This window comes from Arthrobacter sp. D3-16 (assembly GCF_054408515.1).
This window is the reverse complement of record NZ_CP096437.1, coordinates 1,415,301-1,428,834: the sequence shown is the minus strand read 5'-3', so window position 1 is coordinate 1,428,834 and position 13,534 is coordinate 1,415,301. Positions and strand designations below refer to the sequence as shown.

16 protein-coding genes are annotated in these 13,534 nt (G+C 64.8%); 8 read left to right on the top strand and 8 right to left on the bottom strand.

Annotation, left to right across the window (positions count from 1 at the left end):
• Nucleotides 1-11: 11 nt before the first annotated feature.
• The gene (locus tag M1D32_RS06915; RefSeq protein WP_458782119.1) at nucleotides 12-1,142 is read left to right on the top strand and encodes an Mrp/NBP35 family ATP-binding protein; all 1,131 of its coding nucleotides are present in this window, start codon (nucleotides 12-14) and stop codon (nucleotides 1,140-1,142) included.
• 65 nt (nucleotides 1,143-1,207) lie between these two features.
• On the opposite strand, the gene M1D32_RS06910 is transcribed toward M1D32_RS06915, so the two are convergent.
• From M1D32_RS06910 to sigE, 3 genes are all read right to left on the bottom strand, one after another.
• Nucleotides 1,208-1,618, bottom strand: a complete 411-nt coding sequence (locus M1D32_RS06910; RefSeq protein WP_458781536.1) for a Sec-independent protein translocase family protein — start codon at nucleotides 1,616-1,618, stop codon at nucleotides 1,208-1,210.
• A gap of 69 nt (nucleotides 1,619-1,687) precedes the next feature.
• Nucleotides 1,688-2,548 carry an anti-sigma factor gene (locus tag M1D32_RS06905; RefSeq protein ID WP_458781535.1) on the bottom strand — a complete coding sequence of 287 codons (861 nt, stop codon included), beginning with the start codon at nucleotides 2,546-2,548 and terminating at the stop codon, nucleotides 1,688-1,690.
• 7 nt (nucleotides 2,549-2,555) lie between these two features.
• Nucleotides 2,556-3,170 (bottom strand): RNA polymerase sigma factor SigE, encoded by a 615-nt coding sequence (gene sigE, locus M1D32_RS06900; protein WP_458781534.1) that lies wholly within the window; start codon nucleotides 3,168-3,170, stop codon nucleotides 2,556-2,558.
• A 228-nt stretch (nucleotides 3,171-3,398) separates the two neighbouring features.
• On the opposite strand from sigE, the gene M1D32_RS06895 reads away from it, so the two are divergent.
• Nucleotides 3,399-4,031, top strand: a complete 633-nt coding sequence (locus M1D32_RS06895) for an O-methyltransferase (protein WP_458781533.1) — start codon at nucleotides 3,399-3,401, stop codon at nucleotides 4,029-4,031.
• A 45-nt stretch (nucleotides 4,032-4,076) separates the two neighbouring features.
• Here M1D32_RS06895 and M1D32_RS06890 read toward each other — a convergent pair whose 3' ends face one another.
• The 4 genes from M1D32_RS06890 to M1D32_RS06875 form a co-directional block, all read right to left on the bottom strand.
• Complete coding sequence (locus M1D32_RS06890; RefSeq protein ID WP_009357720.1) at nucleotides 4,077-4,244, bottom strand: DUF3117 domain-containing protein; 168 nt, start codon at nucleotides 4,242-4,244, stop codon at nucleotides 4,077-4,079.
• 233 nt (nucleotides 4,245-4,477) lie between these two features.
• Nucleotides 4,478-5,725, bottom strand: coding sequence for a hypothetical protein (locus M1D32_RS06885; RefSeq protein WP_458781532.1), 1,248 nt, complete (start codon nucleotides 5,723-5,725; stop codon nucleotides 4,478-4,480).
• Nucleotides 5,722-6,171 carry a DivIVA domain-containing protein gene (locus M1D32_RS06880; RefSeq protein WP_458781531.1) on the bottom strand — a complete coding sequence of 150 codons (450 nt, stop codon included), beginning with the start codon at nucleotides 6,169-6,171 and terminating at the stop codon, nucleotides 5,722-5,724. The genes M1D32_RS06885 and M1D32_RS06880 overlap by 4 nt, the downstream gene beginning before the upstream one ends.
• Before the next feature lie 30 nt (nucleotides 6,172-6,201).
• Nucleotides 6,202-6,984, bottom strand: coding sequence for an LOG family protein (locus M1D32_RS06875; protein WP_458781530.1), 783 nt, complete (start codon nucleotides 6,982-6,984; stop codon nucleotides 6,202-6,204).
• Nucleotides 6,985-7,089: 105 nt separating this feature from the next.
• Between M1D32_RS06875 and M1D32_RS06870 the strand changes: the two genes are divergently transcribed.
• From M1D32_RS06870 to M1D32_RS06855, 4 genes are all read left to right on the top strand, one after another.
• A complete protein-coding gene (locus tag M1D32_RS06870) occupies nucleotides 7,090-7,845 on the top strand; it encodes an amino acid ABC transporter ATP-binding protein (protein WP_458781529.1) in 756 nt (251 codons plus the stop codon).
• A 71-nt stretch (nucleotides 7,846-7,916) separates the two neighbouring features.
• Nucleotides 7,917-8,804 (top strand): glutamate ABC transporter substrate-binding protein, encoded by an 888-nt coding sequence (locus M1D32_RS06865; RefSeq protein ID WP_458781528.1) that lies wholly within the window; start codon nucleotides 7,917-7,919, stop codon nucleotides 8,802-8,804.
• A gap of 84 nt (nucleotides 8,805-8,888) precedes the next feature.
• Entirely contained in the window at nucleotides 8,889-9,539 is a 651-nt protein-coding gene (locus M1D32_RS06860; protein ID WP_458781527.1) for an amino acid ABC transporter permease, read from the top strand.
• A complete protein-coding gene (locus tag M1D32_RS06855) occupies nucleotides 9,536-10,375 on the top strand; it encodes an amino acid ABC transporter permease (protein ID WP_458781526.1) in 840 nt (279 codons plus the stop codon). The genes M1D32_RS06860 and M1D32_RS06855 overlap by 4 nt, the downstream gene beginning before the upstream one ends.
• 52 nt (nucleotides 10,376-10,427) lie before the next feature.
• On the opposite strand, the gene dapE is transcribed toward M1D32_RS06855, so the two are convergent.
• Nucleotides 10,428-11,564 carry a succinyl-diaminopimelate desuccinylase gene (gene dapE / locus M1D32_RS06850; RefSeq protein WP_458781525.1) on the bottom strand — a complete coding sequence of 379 codons (1,137 nt, stop codon included), beginning with the start codon at nucleotides 11,562-11,564 and terminating at the stop codon, nucleotides 10,428-10,430.
• A 50-nt stretch (nucleotides 11,565-11,614) separates the two neighbouring features.
• Between dapE and dapD the strand changes: the two genes are divergently transcribed.
• Both dapD and M1D32_RS06840 read left to right on the top strand, forming a co-directional pair.
• Nucleotides 11,615-12,652: a 2,3,4,5-tetrahydropyridine-2,6-dicarboxylate N-succinyltransferase gene (gene dapD / locus M1D32_RS06845; protein WP_458781524.1), complete on the top strand. Its 1,038-nt coding sequence runs from the start codon at nucleotides 11,615-11,617 to the stop codon at nucleotides 12,650-12,652.
• A 5-nt stretch (nucleotides 12,653-12,657) separates the two neighbouring features.
• Nucleotides 12,658-13,521: a hypothetical protein gene (locus tag M1D32_RS06840; RefSeq protein ID WP_458781523.1), complete on the top strand. Its 864-nt coding sequence runs from the start codon at nucleotides 12,658-12,660 to the stop codon at nucleotides 13,519-13,521.
• The last annotated feature ends 13 nt before the right edge of the window (nucleotides 13,522-13,534 follow it).

Below are 13,534 nucleotides of genomic sequence, written 5' to 3'. Positions count from 1 at the left end.
GGAGCGCACCCATCAATAACACCTCGCTGGCCGGGGCAGTCTCTGCCGCCCTGGCCACGGTCATCGATCCCGAGCTGCGCCGTCCCATCACTGAGCTGGGGATGGTTGAGTCCGTCGACGTTTCCGGCGACGGCAGGGTCAGCCTGGTTGTCCTGCTCACCATTGCCGGCTGCCCGCTGCGCGACACCATCACCGCCGATGCAACAAAGGCGCTGCTCGCAGTTCCGGGAGTGGCCGCCGTCGACGTCGAACTGAAAGTGATGACGCAGGAACAGCGTGATGCCCTGAAAGAGCTGCTCCGCGGGGCCGGCGGCCAGCGCGGCATTCCGTTCAATGAGCCCAATTCGCTTACCAAGGTCTACGCGGTCGCCAGCGGCAAGGGCGGGGTGGGAAAATCCTCGGTGACCGTCAACCTTGCCTGCGCCCTGGCCGCACAAGGACTGCGCGTGGGAATTGTGGACGCGGACGTGTATGGCTTCTCGGTCCCCGGCCTCATGGGCATCAGCCAGGCGCCCACCCGGGTGGACGACATGATCCTTCCCCCTGTTGCGTATGGCGTGAAGGTGATCTCCATCGGCATGTTCGTCAGCGGCAACCAACCTGTGGCCTGGCGCGGGCCCATGCTGCACCGGGCCCTTGAGCAGTTCCTGACCGATGTCTACTTCGGCGACCTGGACGCCCTGTTCCTTGACCTGCCGCCGGGCACCGGAGACATCGCCATCTCCGTGGCGCAGCTGCTGCCCAAGGCGGAGATCCTGGTGGTGACCACGCCCCAGGCCGCCGCGGCCGACGTCGCCGAGAGGGCCGGCGCCATCGCTACCCAGACGGGGCAGTCCGTCGCCGGCGTTATCGAGAACATGTCCTACCTGGAAATGCCCGACGGCGGCAGGATGGAGCTGTTCGGAAGCGGCGGCGGGGCGGTCCTCGCCGAACGGCTGACAGCCACGGTGGGCACCTCTGTGCCGCTGCTGGGGCAGATCCCGCTGGACATCCAGCTGCGGGAGGGCGGCGACACGGGAGTGCCGATCGTCCTTGGCGAGGCAGGCACGCCGGCGGCACAAGCGCTCTCGGACATTGCCGGGAGGCTGGCAGCCAAACCCCGCGGCCTGGCCGGCATGAAGCTGGGGCTGCAGCCCCGCTGAGCTCCTGCCCGCGAAGGCTTTCCCGGCCGCCTTCGTCGGGGCCCTTCCGTGTCAGGTGCTTTTGGTCAGGTGGCTTCTGTGTCGAAAGGGGCAGCTTCGCCTGGTGGAAGCGACTGGACCGCCCTTTCAGGACGCTTCGGGGCGGCATCAGCTACTGCTACGGCAGCGGCTCCGGAGACGGCCGCAACGGCGGCAGGCGCACCGGCAGTGACGGGCTTGGTGTCGTCATCCAGGAGCGCCTCTTTGATAATGCGCCGGGGGTCGTACTGGCGGGGGTCGTACTTCTTCCAGTCGACATCATCGATGTCGATCCCCACTTCTTCCTTGATCTGTTCGCGCGCGCCGGAGGCCATGCGGCGGACTTCCTTGACCAGGTTGGCCAGTTTCTGCGTGTATTCGGGCAGGCGCTGGGGACCGATCACGAGGACGCCAATGATCAGCAGAAGAAAGAACTCCGGGCCGTTGATTCCAAACACTTTAGGAAGATTACCCTCTCCGGGCTGCCAGTGACGATTCCCGCCCGCGGACGGTGGATACTGTCCGCTTTACTGCGTAAAAAGGGCCACGATCTTGTTCACGCCGCGCTGCAGCCGATGTACAAGCGGTTCGGCGTCCTGCGCCGGCGGCTCCTCCAGCACTTCCGCTGCAACCCCTTCACCCGCCTGCTCGCTGAGGCGCTCCAGGATGGGCACGGCGTCGTCAGCCCGTTCGGCGGGGAGATCGGAGACATAGGTAAAGGTGCGGCCCTGCGTCCGGTAGGTGGCCGACCAGGGTGACGCCGCCAGGATCTGCAACGGCGGGCCGGCCTGCCCGGAAGCGGGTTCGGGTTCGGTGCCTCCAGGATTGTGGCGCTCGGTGATGGTGGCGTAGTGCGTTCCGTCGGAGAGCCTCAGTTCGACGGCGGGGCGGCCCTCCAGCACCACGGCTTTGGCCGATTCGAGGTGGAATCCCATGGCTTGGAGTTCGGGGCATACCCATCCTTCCGAGCGCAGGCCCGACAGCCGTTCTGCGCTCAGGGCCCTGCCGTCGGCGGGCGTCTGGGCCGAGACCTGCGAGAGGCTGGCTGCGGCTGCGTCTGCGCGGATCGGGTCACCGGCCACGGCAAATGCACCGGCAGCGAGGACACCTGCTGCGGCAACCGTCCCTCCCGCCGTCATGGCCAGCACCCGGACCGCTGCCCTGGGCGCCTGGTGGTCCGGGGCAGGAACCGGCGGCCGGGCTGCCAACTCCTGGGTCCGGGCCAGCAGCCGGGCAGTCAGATCATCGCTGGCCGGCGGGATGGGCGCGCCCCGCAGCCGCTCAAGGTACTGCCGCTCCCGGCGCAGCGCTGAAGCGCATTCGTGGCAGGACTGGATATGGCTGGCGGTGCGCTGATGCCTGCGGCTGAGCGGAAACTGGGGCCTCATGTGCCGTTCAGAGGATGCCGGCGATGCGCGGCAATGACAGTTTGGGCCTGGACTGCTGCGGACGCGGGTCACGGTGGGCCAGCTTTTCGCGGAGCATGGTGCGGCCGCGGTGGATGCGGGAGCGGACGGTACCAAGCTTGACGCCCAGGGCCTCAGCGACCTCGTCGTAGGACAGGCCTTCAAGGTCGCAGAGGACCACGGCCGCGCGGAAGTCCGGCGGGAGTTCCTCAAGGGCGGCCTGGACATCCAGGTCCAGGTTGTTCAGCTCGAAGCTCTGCTCGGGACCCGGTTCACGCCCGGGAATCCTTGATTCGGCGTCCTCGGCAAGGGCATCGAACCGGATGCGGGTTTTCCGCCGCGCCTGGTCAAGGAAGAGGTTGGTGGTGATGCGGTGCAGCCAGCCGTCCAGCGTTCCGGGCTTGAAGTTTTCCAGCGAGCGGAAGACGCGGACAAACACCTCCTGGGTGAGGTCTTCGGCGTCGTACTTGTTTCCGGTCAGGCGGTAGGCCAGCCGGTAAACCTTCGCGGAGTGGTTGGTCACCACTTCTTCCCAAGTGGGGCGCACCCACTCGGAATCCGGCTTGTTTGCTGCAGGGACAGGTGCCACAACTGATGATGACATCGTCCACTCCCCTCGTGGAATGCTTACGCCCGGACACTGTTGACATCTTTGATTCGGCGCCGGCCACCCTTTGGATGGCCGGATAATAATCATTTCAAATTTCGCTGGGAATTTCCTGACTGCCGGGTAACTTCAGCCGTAGGCGCAACGGCCCGCCTTCCCGGCTGTTGCCGGACGACACAGTAGGCTGTAGAGGACAATCCCCCTGCCGCCCAGAAAGCGAAATCCATGAGCGCCGACAAGTCCACGAGCTGGTCCTATGCAGAAGATCTGCCCGCCGAGGATGAGGTTATGCTGCGGGCACGGGAGCGTTCCTTTGAATTGGGCGTGACCCCGATCGGGCCCGGTGTGGGAGCAGTCCTCACCGTCCTCGCTGCGGCGTCGAAGGCCCAGACCGCCGTCGAGATCGGAACCGGCGCAGGCGTCTCCGGCGTCTGCCTGCTCCGCGGCCTCGGTGCGCACGCTGTCCTCACCACCATCGACGTGGACGTCGAACATCTTAAAGCAGCGAGGGAGGCGTTTTCGGAGGCCGGCAGCCCGGCCAACCGGACGCGGACCATTTCCGGCCGCGCCGGTGATGTCCTGCCCCGCCTCACGGACAGCGCGTACGACCTGGTGTTCATCGACGCTGACAAACCGGGACTGCCCGGTTACGTGGAGCAGGCCATCCGGCTCCTGAAGCCCGCAGGGCTGCTGATCATCAACGATGCGCTGGACAAGGACAAGGTAGCCAACCCTGCCGGCCGCGAGGCCACCACAGTGGTCCTGCGCCAGGTGGGGAAGAGCATCCGCGACGACGAGAGGCTCGCATCCGCCATGCTTCCCACCGGAGACGGCCTGCTCGTGGCGGTCAAAAAATAAGACAGGACCCGCAGCCCGAAGGCTTGCGGACCCTGTCCTGCACAATTATTCGGTAACGCCGACCAGGCATTCCTTGAGGTTGGCCGCTTCAGCTGCATTCAGTTCGACCACCAGGCGCCCGCCGCCTTCGAGCGGGACGCGCATGATCAGGCTGCGGCCCTCCTTGGTGACTTCCATTGGGCCGTCGCCGGTACGTGGTTTCATAGCCGCCATGAGGAATTCCCCTCCATTTAGTCCCAGGACTGATCAGCCCGGGTGGGCTGTGTCCGCATGTAGATCAAGCTGCCATGGCGGAGTGGATGGACACCGCCGGGGCTGCGCGTATTCTGAATGCTTTTTGTCCTTGCTTACTTACCATTATCGCGGAATTACCCGTCCGTAGCTAATCGATGGACATTTGTGGACGGGTCCAATTTGCACTCTGACCTGCGCAGAAGCCTGAATTTCTAGGGCGGATAATCCCCGCCGCCCGGCAACTGCTCCCACGCCCAGAGCCAGACAATCCAGACGATCTGCAACAGCACGAACATCACCACGACAGTTCCCCGGTAAGCCCGGGACCGGGACAGGAGCGCGGCCCCAAGCGCCAAGGGGAAAAGCGGCAGCAGCATCCGGAAAGTACTGGTCTGCGGATGGAGGAACATCACCAGGTAGCCCATGTAGCAGGCGCACCACAGCCGGAGTTCGGCCCCGAGCCGGACCACCGGCGGAAGGTACAGCATGGCGCCGAAGAGTGCCACAAAGAAAAAAGGGGCCAGCATTCCGAGCACCGGGCCGAAAAGGTCGACGCCGGTGTCGAACCAGGGTTTGAACGGCACCAGGTCGTGGCCCCGCCACACGGTTTCGGTCTTGGTATAGGCCTGGATGTCCCCGGTAGCCGCCCATGCTGCCGCCGGCCATGCCAGCGCCGAGAGACCTGCCACTGCTGTAAGGGCGGTCAGGGCCGCCAGGTCGCGGACCGAATGCGAATCCGCTTCCCGGCTTCGGAAGCGCTGCACCAGCCGATGGACCAGGAGGAACCCCAGCATGGCCGCGAATGGAACGCCTACCGGACGCGAGAGGCACAGCACCACCACGACCGGGATCGCCGCCAGGTGCTGCCGCCGGACGACCAGCAGCAATGCGGCCGCGAGCAGCAGCAGCGACAACGGTTCGGCATACGGCACCTGGAGGACCGCGGACACGGGGAAAGTGGCGAAGAACGCTACCGCCCACAGTGCCGGTCCGTGTGCTGCCTTCTGGCGGAAAAGTGCGTAGATGACCAACGCGGCAGCCAGTCCGGACAGCATCGCGATAATTGTCAGCGAGGCAGCAGCGGCCAACCCGGTCAGTCTGCTGAGCCCTCCTGCCAGGGACGGGTACAGGGGATAAAAGGCCCACGTGTTTTCCTGGACATTGCCCGCGTCATCAACAGGAAGGCTGGTGGGGTAACCGTTGGCGATCACCCTGCCGTACCAGCGCGCGTCCCAGATGTTGATGAAGTTCCAGTAGTCGGGCCTGGCCGGGAACCACGGGTTGGGCCCCTGGTGCAGGGCGGCAGCCATAAAAATTGCGGCGCTGACGAGCCTTGCGACGATATAGATGGCCGAAACCTGGAGCCACCAGGGCCAGCCGCCTACGGTTGCGCGGAAGCGGAATGCAGCCGCCTGGACCCACGCCGAAATTCCTGTTCCCCGCCGGGTGGCGGTGCTCACGCCTGCTCCTCCCCTGCCCCGGACCCTGCCTCGGCAGGCCGGTGCGATTCCGCGGCAGCTGGTTCCGCTTCGGTCCCATCCCCCTCATCCTGCGCCCGTGCCTCGGAGGAGGGCCCGGCCTGTTCCGCGGCCTCAAGCCGGGCTTTCAGGGTTTCCACTTCCTGCCGGCTTGCCGCCAGCTGGTCCCTCAACTCATCGAGCACCTGGTCCACCTGGTCCATCCGGTAGCCCCGCAGTCCCAGGGCAAACCGCACGCGGTCCACATCCTGCGGCGCTGCGTTGGCCGGGAGGAGGACCGGCGGGAGGTTGGCGGGAGGCTGCTCAAAGCCGGCGTCCAGCAGGGCAGGCAGCGCGGGGCGGCCCGGCTTGCCGGGACGGCTGCCCGCGCCGGCCCACAGGACAGCGCCGATCAGCACCACGGCAAGGAAGACCAGAAAAAAAGTCACTACTCCATCGTGCCAGACCTTGCCGTCATGCTATTCCGGGCGCTGTTCGCCGTTCATCGAGGGGGTGATGGCCACGTGCAGTACGCGGTCCACCGCTTCCGCCGGGTCGTCCACCACCTGGATCAGGTCCAGGTCCTTTTCGGAGACCATGCCCTCAGCCACCAGGGTGCCCCTGATCCAATCGATCATGGGGCCCCAGAAGTCGACGCCGAGCAGCACGATCGGGAAGGACGTCACCTTGCGGGTCTGCACCAGGACCATGGCTTCGAACAGCTCGTCGAGGGTGCCAAGGCCGCCGGGCAGGACGATGAATCCCTGCGCGTACTTCACGAACATCGTTTTGCGGGCGAAGAAGTACCGGAAGTTGATCCCCAGGTCCACCCATTGGTTCAGGCCCTGCTCGAACGGGAGCTCGATGCCGAGGCCCACCGACACGCCGTTGCCTTCGACGGTGCCCCGGTTGGCAGCTTCCATGGATCCCGGGCCGCCTCCGGTGATCACGGCGACGCCGGCCTCGGCCAGCTTCCGCCCCACCTGGACGCCCATCTCGTAGTAGGGGCTGCCCGGTTTGGTCCGGGCTGAACCGAAGACACTGACAGCCGGGCCGAGGTCAGCCAGTGCCCCGAATCCCTCGACGAACTCGCTTTGGATCCTCATCACGCGCCACGGATCGGTGTGCACGAATTGACCAAGGCCTTTGGTATCAAGCAAATGCTGGTCGGACATCTCCACCGCCGCCTGCTTACGGCGAAGTTCAAGGGGTCCTTTACGGCGCGGCTGCGAGTTTTTGGCCGGATCTGCACTGATGCTCATTCACCAAGGCTAACCTGCCGGCGGGAGGTATCTCTTGAATCACGATCCGCAGGAACTTGCGGTGATTCGCGTCATAGGTCCCCGTTGTTCGCTAGATTCTTCCTTATGACTACTCATGTGCCCGGCGATGCCCTCGTCTCCCTGAACGCCGTAAATAAGCATTACGGCCAGCTGCACGTTTTGAAGGACATCAACCTTCAGGTCCGCAAAGGCGAGGTTGTCGTGGTCATCGGGCCGTCAGGGTCCGGTAAGTCCACGCTGTGCCGCGCCATCAACCGCCTTGAAACCATCGAAGGCGGCACCATCAGCATTGATGGGAAGGTCCTTCCCGAGGAAGGCAAGGAACTGGCGCAGCTCCGCGCCGACGTCGGCATGGTTTTCCAGTCGTTCAATCTCTTCGCGCACAAAACGATCCTCGAAAACGTCACCCTGGGCCCGATTAAGGTCAAGGGCGTTGCGAAGGCAACCGCGGACAAGGACGCCATGGCGCTGCTTGAACGGGTAGGGGTCGGACACCAGGCTCCGAAGCTCCCCGCACAGCTGTCCGGCGGCCAGCAGCAGCGTGTTGCCATCGCCCGCGCCCTCGCCATGAAGCCCAAAGTCATGCTTTTCGATGAGCCGACCTCGGCCCTGGACCCCGAGATGATCAACGAGGTCCTGGACGTCATGATCCAGCTGGCCAAGGAGGGCATGACCATGATCGTGGTCACCCACGAGATGGGCTTCGCCCGCAAAGCCGCGGACCGGGTCGTCTTTATGGCGGACGGCCAGATCGTCGAGGATGCCACCCCTGAGGAGTTCTTCACCAATCCCAAGAGCGACCGCGCCAAGGATTTCCTCTCCAAGCTCCTCACCCACTGATTCACCTACGAACAAACACTCCCAGTTCGCACCCAGGGCCGTGACCCACGGCCACCAATGAAAGGAATGTCATGAAGGCATTTATGACCCGGCGGAAGTCATTCTTTGTGGCGGCTACCGCTGCCCTCGCCCTCTCCCTGAGCGCCTGCGGCGGAGGCGGCGCCGGCACCACCAGCGACCCCTCTGTCGAAGCAGCCCCCACCTTCGCCGCCGGCACCACCATGGAAAAGCTCGCCTCGGCCGGAACCATCAAGATCGGTACCAAGTACGACCAGCCGCTCTTCGGCCAGGTGGGCCTGGACGGCAAGCCGGTCGGCTTCGACGTCGAAATCGGCAAGCTGATCGCCGCCAAGCTGGGTATCGCCGCTGACAAGATTGAATGGTCCGAGACGGTATCGGCAAACCGCGAACCGTTCATCGAGCAGGGCAAAGTCGACCTGGTGATCGCCACGTACACCATCAACGACAAGCGCAAGCAGGTTGTCAGCTTCGCCGGACCGTACTACGAAGCCGGCCAGGCCCTCATGGTGAACAAGGACAACGACACCATTAAGACGCCTGAAGATGTCAAGGGCAAGAAGGTCTGCTCTGTCACCGGTTCAACGCCGGCCGCAACAATTGTGGACAAGTACGGCGCAGAGCTCGTCCCGGCCGCAACCTACTCTGCCTGCCTTGAGCCGCTGCGCAACAAGCAGGTTGAGGCAGTCACCACCGACAACGTGATCCTGGCTGGTTTCGTGGACAAGGAGCCGGACGCCTTCAAGCTCGCCTCGGACGAAACCTTCACCAAGGAGCCCTACGGCATCGGCCTGAAGAAGGACGACACCGAGTTCCGCAACTGGATCAACGACCAGCTGGAAGCATTCCAGGAGGACGGGTCCTACAAGAAGGCATGGGAAGCTACCGCAGGCTCGGTCATCAAGACCGCCCCTGAGCTGCCCGCGCTCGATCGTTACTAGGTAATTCAGTGGTTGCCGGGGCTGCTCAGCGGCCCCGGCAACCACCGTTTCCAGTCCCGTCCACGCCCACAGCCAAAGGATCCAATGGACGTCATTCTTGAAAACCTTCCCCTGTACTGGAACGGTTTTCTCCGCACACTTTTCCTTTCCGCCGTTTCCGGGGTCATCGCGCTCGTGCTCGGGACCCTGCTCGCAGCGGCCAGGGTTTCGCCAGTAGCCGCGCTCCGCGGCTTCAGCATGGTCTATGTGGAAGTTCTCCGGAACACTCCGCTGACCATCGCCTTCTTCTTCGCAGCGATTGTCCTCCCCCGGCTCGGCGTCAAATTTGAGCAGTTCGAAATCGCCGCCATCATTGCCCTTAGTACCTACACCGCAGCGTTCATCGCCGAAGCTGTCCGCTCAGGTGTCAACAGTGTTCCCGTCGGCCAGGCCGAAGCCGCGCGCAGCATCGGCATGAACTTCGGGCAGGTCCTGAACCTCATCATCCTCCCGCAGGCCCTGCGGACGGTGATCCCGCCGCTGATCAACATCCTGATCGCCCTGGTGAAGAACTCCTCCGTTGCCGGCGCGTTCTTTGTCCTCGAACTGTTCGGCTACGGCCGGCAGCTCGCGAACGCTAACGGTGATGCGGTGATCCCCGTACTGCTGGGCGTTGCGTTCTTCTATCTGCTCCTCACCGTTCCCCTGGGCATCCTGGCCAGCACGGTGGAACGAAAGGTGGCGATTGCCCGATGACCTCGGTACTTTATGACGTTCCGGGCCCGAAGGCCCGCCGGATATCCGTTATTGGTTCCATTGTCGGTTCGCTGCTGATCCTGGGCCTGCTGGCCTGGATCATCATGACCTTCGCCCAGCAGGGCATCTTCGAAGGGCGCCGCTGGGCCATCTTCACCCGAGGCGACGTGTGGACCCTCCTGGCCAACGGATTGGGCGCCACGCTCAGCGCCGCGGCTTTGGCAGCCGTTATCGCTTTCCCCCTCGGGCTGTTGCTTTGCCTGCTGCGCATCTCGGATGCGGCGTTTATCCGGATTCCCGTCCGGATCATCCTCGAGTTCCTCCGCGGCATGCCTGTGGTCCTGATGATGCTGTTCGTCCTCCTGGGCTTCGGCACCTCGCCGTTCATTGCCGTGGTGACAGGCCTGGTGCTGTACAACTCGGCGGTGTTCGCAGAGATCATCCGCGCCGGCATCCAGTCCCTTCCCCGTGGGCAGCGTGAGGCCGGCCTTGCCATCGGCCTGACCAGCTTCAAGTCCCGCATGCTCATCGAACTCCCGCAGGCTATCCGCCGCATGATGCCATCGCTGGTGGCGCAGATGGTGGTGCTCCTGAAGGACACGTCACTTGGCTACATTGTGGCGTACGGCGAGCTCCTGCGGGCCGTGCAGGTCATGGCGGACTTCCTGGGGACGCAGTTCCTGTTCCCCATCTTCTTCGTTGCCGCGGCGATCTACATCGCCATCAACATCCTCGTTTCCCGCATTGCGGTCTGGATCGAGCGCCGCGGGTCCACGAAGGCGGCAGGCGGGGTGGCCAAGGCAGAACCGGAAAAAGCCGAAGCCCCGGTTCCCTAACCCTTCACCAACAATGGCCCGGACCTTCTGGTCCGGGCCATTGCCGTTTAAGTCAGGCTGCCAGCCAGTCCTGCAGCGCCTGCAGGCACTTACGGATGGCGTCAGCATGGACGTGCTCGTTGTCCTTATGCGCCAGCAGGGCATCCCCCGGCCCGAAATTTACCGCCGGGATCCCCAGTTCACTGAAGCGCGCGACGTCGGTCCAGCCGTATTTGGGCTTTGGCTCGGCTCCGACGGCGGCAACAAACGAAGCGGCCGCGGGGTGCTGGAGCCCCGGGCGTGCACCGGCGGCAGCATCAGTGCGGACGACGTCGAACCCTTCAAGGAGTTCCCGCACCACGGCTTCTGCCTCATCGGGCGTTTTGTCCGGCGCAAAGCGATAGTTGATCTCCACCACGCACCGGTCCGGAATAACGTTGCCGGCAGTGCCGCCGCTGATCTTTACCGCGTTAAGGCTCTCGCGGTATTCCAGCCCGTCCACGTTGACCGTGGCAGGTTCGTACGCCGCCAGCCTCGCCAGGATCGGTGCCGCTGCGTGGATGGCGTTGCTGCCCATCCATGCCCGGGCGGAGTGGGCTGCCTCGCCCACAGTTGTTGCCTCGAACCGGCTGGTGCCGTTGCAGCCGCCTTCCACCGTGCCGTCCGTCGGTTCCAGCAGGATGGCGAAGTCGCCGTCGAGCAGGTGGCCGTGGTTGCGCACCAGCCGGGCCAGGCCGCTCTTCACGGCTTCGACTTCCTCATGGTCGTAGAACACAAAGGTGACGTCCCGCCTGGGTGCTGCCCCGCCGTCGAACATTGTGGCGGCAAGCGCAAGCTGCACTGCGACGCCGCCCTTCATGTCGGTGGCACCCCGGCCGTACAGCACGCCCTCCCCTGGCACGCCGGACTCCCAACTGGATGGGACCGTACCCCTGGACCCTTCAGCCAGGGGCAGCGGAACAGTGTCGAGGTGGCCTGCCAGGATGACGCGTTCCGCGTTCCCCAGCTCCGTCCGGGCAATGATTGAGTCTCCGTCGCGGACAACGTGCAGTTCCGGAATGGTCAGCAGGGCCGCTTCCACGGCGTCAGCCAGCACGGTCTCCTGTCCGGAGACGCTGTTGACGTCCATGATGGCGGCGGTCAGCAGCGCAACGTCCTGGCGCAGGTCGAGCGGAAGGGTGGAAGGTCCGGGGGCGGTTTCGGCAGTCACGAAGCCAGTCTAGTTCGGAGCAGGTCCCCCGCCGTCGATAGACTGGGGCCATGACTGAGACTGCTTCCTCCGCCGTGCCCGAAATCCAGAACGCCCCCACCGAAGAACGCTCCGCCTACGGCTTCGGTGTGGCCACCATTGCGTCCGCTAAAAGCAACGCAGATGATGCCACCGTCCTGGACGTATGGTTCCCGGCCCCGGCCCTGGGTGTAGCCGCCGAAAACCTGCGCTCAGTGGAGAACGCGGACGACGTGCTCACCCGGATTGCCGAAACCGGCACCGACGAGGACCGGGGCACGGAGCAGAAGGTGGTCTTTGTCCAGATCAACCTCGATGAGGCTCCGGCAGACACCGCTGACGCCTACCTTCGCCTGCACCTGCTCTCGCACCGCCTGGTCCGGCCGAACACCATCAACCTTGACGGGATCTTCGGCAAACTGCCGAACGTTGTGTGGACCAACTTCGGGCCCGCTGCAGTGGAGGGTTTTGAACTGACCCGTGCCCGGCTGCGCCGGCGCGGGGCAGTCACCGTCTACGGCATCGACAAGTTCCCCCGCATGGTGGACTACGTAGTACCCACAGGTGTCAGGATTGCCGACGCCGACCGCGTGCGCCTGGGTGCGCACCTGGCCGAAGGCACCACCGTGATGCACGAAGGCTTCGTCAACTTCAACGCGGGCACGCTGGGCACCTCGATGGTCGAAGGCCGGATTTCCGCCGGTGTGGTCACCGGTGACGGCAGCGACGTTGGTGGCGGAGCGTCCATCATGGGCACGTTGTCCGGCGGCGGCAAAGAGAAGATTACTATCGGTGAGCGCGTCCTGCTCGGCGCCAACTCCGGCGTGGGCATCAGTATCGGCGATGACTCGGTGGTGGAAGCCGGCCTCTATGTCACGGCCGGAACCCGGGTGCGCGTACCCGGCCCCAAGGACGAGGTGGGCGAAGACACCACCAAGATCGTTAAGGCCGCGGAACTCTCCGGCGTCCCCAACCTGCTGTTCCGGCGCAACTCCACCAACGGCGCGGTGGAGGTCCTTCCCCGCGCTGGCCAGACCGTGGAACTGAACGACGCCCTGCACGCCAACTGATCCTTATGGCACGAAGCCGAAGCCGAAGCGTGCGCCGGCTCCTGGTGCTGCTGCTCGCCCTGGCACTCGTGATCGGCGGCGTCTATGCGGCGGTGTTTTTTGTGCAGCGTTCCGAGACCCTTGTTTCGGAACGCTGCACCGCCGTCGTCGGCGGAGGAACGGCAGAGCTGGCCCCCGACCAGGCGGTCCACGCTTCGCTGATCACCGCCGTCGCTGTCCAGCGGGGGCTCCCGCCGCGCGCCGCGAGCATAGCACTCGCCACCGCGATGCAGGAGTCCAAGCTGCGGAACATCGACCACGGAGACCAGGCGGGCCCTGATTCGCGGGGGCTGTTCCAGCAGCGGCCTTCGCAGGGCTGGGGCAGCGAGGCGCAGGTGATGGACCCGTACTACGCAGCAAACGCCTTTTACGATGCTTTGGTCCAGGTGCCGGGCTATGAGTCGATGGAGATTACCGAAGCCGCGCAACGGGTCCAGCGGTCCGCTTTCCCCACTGCCTATGCCCAGCATGAGCAGATGGGACGCTCTTTCGCCTCCGGACTCTCCGGACAGACACCCGAAGCCGTGCAATGCACGCTCCGTTCTGCTGCGGCTGCCGGAGACCCCGGCGTCGTGTCGGCCGGACTGGCCCGGGCCTACGGACCGCTGGGCACGGCTGTGGAAGGCCGGACGCTGGTGGTGGAAGCCAGCGGCCGCCAGGCCTGGTCTGTTGCCCAGTGGGCCGTGGCCAACGCCAAGGGATACGAAGTGACGCAGGTAGAGGTTGCCGGACGGTCCTGGGACCGTGCGGCGCGGAACGGCTGGCAGGAATCATCAGCCTCCGACGGGCAGGTCCGGATCACTGTGTCACCGGTTGGCGTCGAGGGCTGAGCCCCCTGCGTAT

Bases quoted from the DNA above. Each gene is read 5' to 3' on its own strand.
- M1D32_RS06860 (WP_458781527.1), top strand. From the start codon at position 8,889: ATGGACGTCATTCTTGAAAACCTTCCCCTGTACTGGAACGGTTTTCTC.
- M1D32_RS06875 (WP_458781530.1), bottom strand. From the start codon at position 6,984: ATGAGCATCAGTGCAGATCCGGCCAAAAACTCGCAGCCGCGCCGTAAA.
- sigE (WP_458781534.1), bottom strand. From the start codon at position 3,170: ATGTCATCATCAGTTGTGGCACCTGTCCCTGCAGCAAACAAGCCGGAT.
- M1D32_RS06905 (WP_458781535.1), bottom strand. From the start codon at position 2,548: ATGAGGCCCCAGTTTCCGCTCAGCCGCAGGCATCAGCGCACCGCCAGC.
- M1D32_RS06855 (WP_458781526.1), top strand. From the start codon at position 9,536: ATGACCTCGGTACTTTATGACGTTCCGGGCCCGAAGGCCCGCCGGATA.
- M1D32_RS06895 (WP_458781533.1), top strand. From the start codon at position 3,399: ATGAGCGCCGACAAGTCCACGAGCTGGTCCTATGCAGAAGATCTGCCC.
- M1D32_RS06870 (WP_458781529.1), top strand. From the start codon at position 7,090: ATGACTACTCATGTGCCCGGCGATGCCCTCGTCTCCCTGAACGCCGTA.
- dapD (WP_458781524.1), top strand. From the start codon at position 11,615: ATGACTGAGACTGCTTCCTCCGCCGTGCCCGAAATCCAGAACGCCCCC.
- M1D32_RS06865 (WP_458781528.1), top strand. From the start codon at position 7,917: ATGAAGGCATTTATGACCCGGCGGAAGTCATTCTTTGTGGCGGCTACC.
- M1D32_RS06840 (WP_458781523.1), top strand. From the start codon at position 12,658: ATGGCACGAAGCCGAAGCCGAAGCGTGCGCCGGCTCCTGGTGCTGCTG.
- M1D32_RS06890 (WP_009357720.1), bottom strand. From the start codon at position 4,244: ATGGCGGCTATGAAACCACGTACCGGCGACGGCCCAATGGAAGTCACC.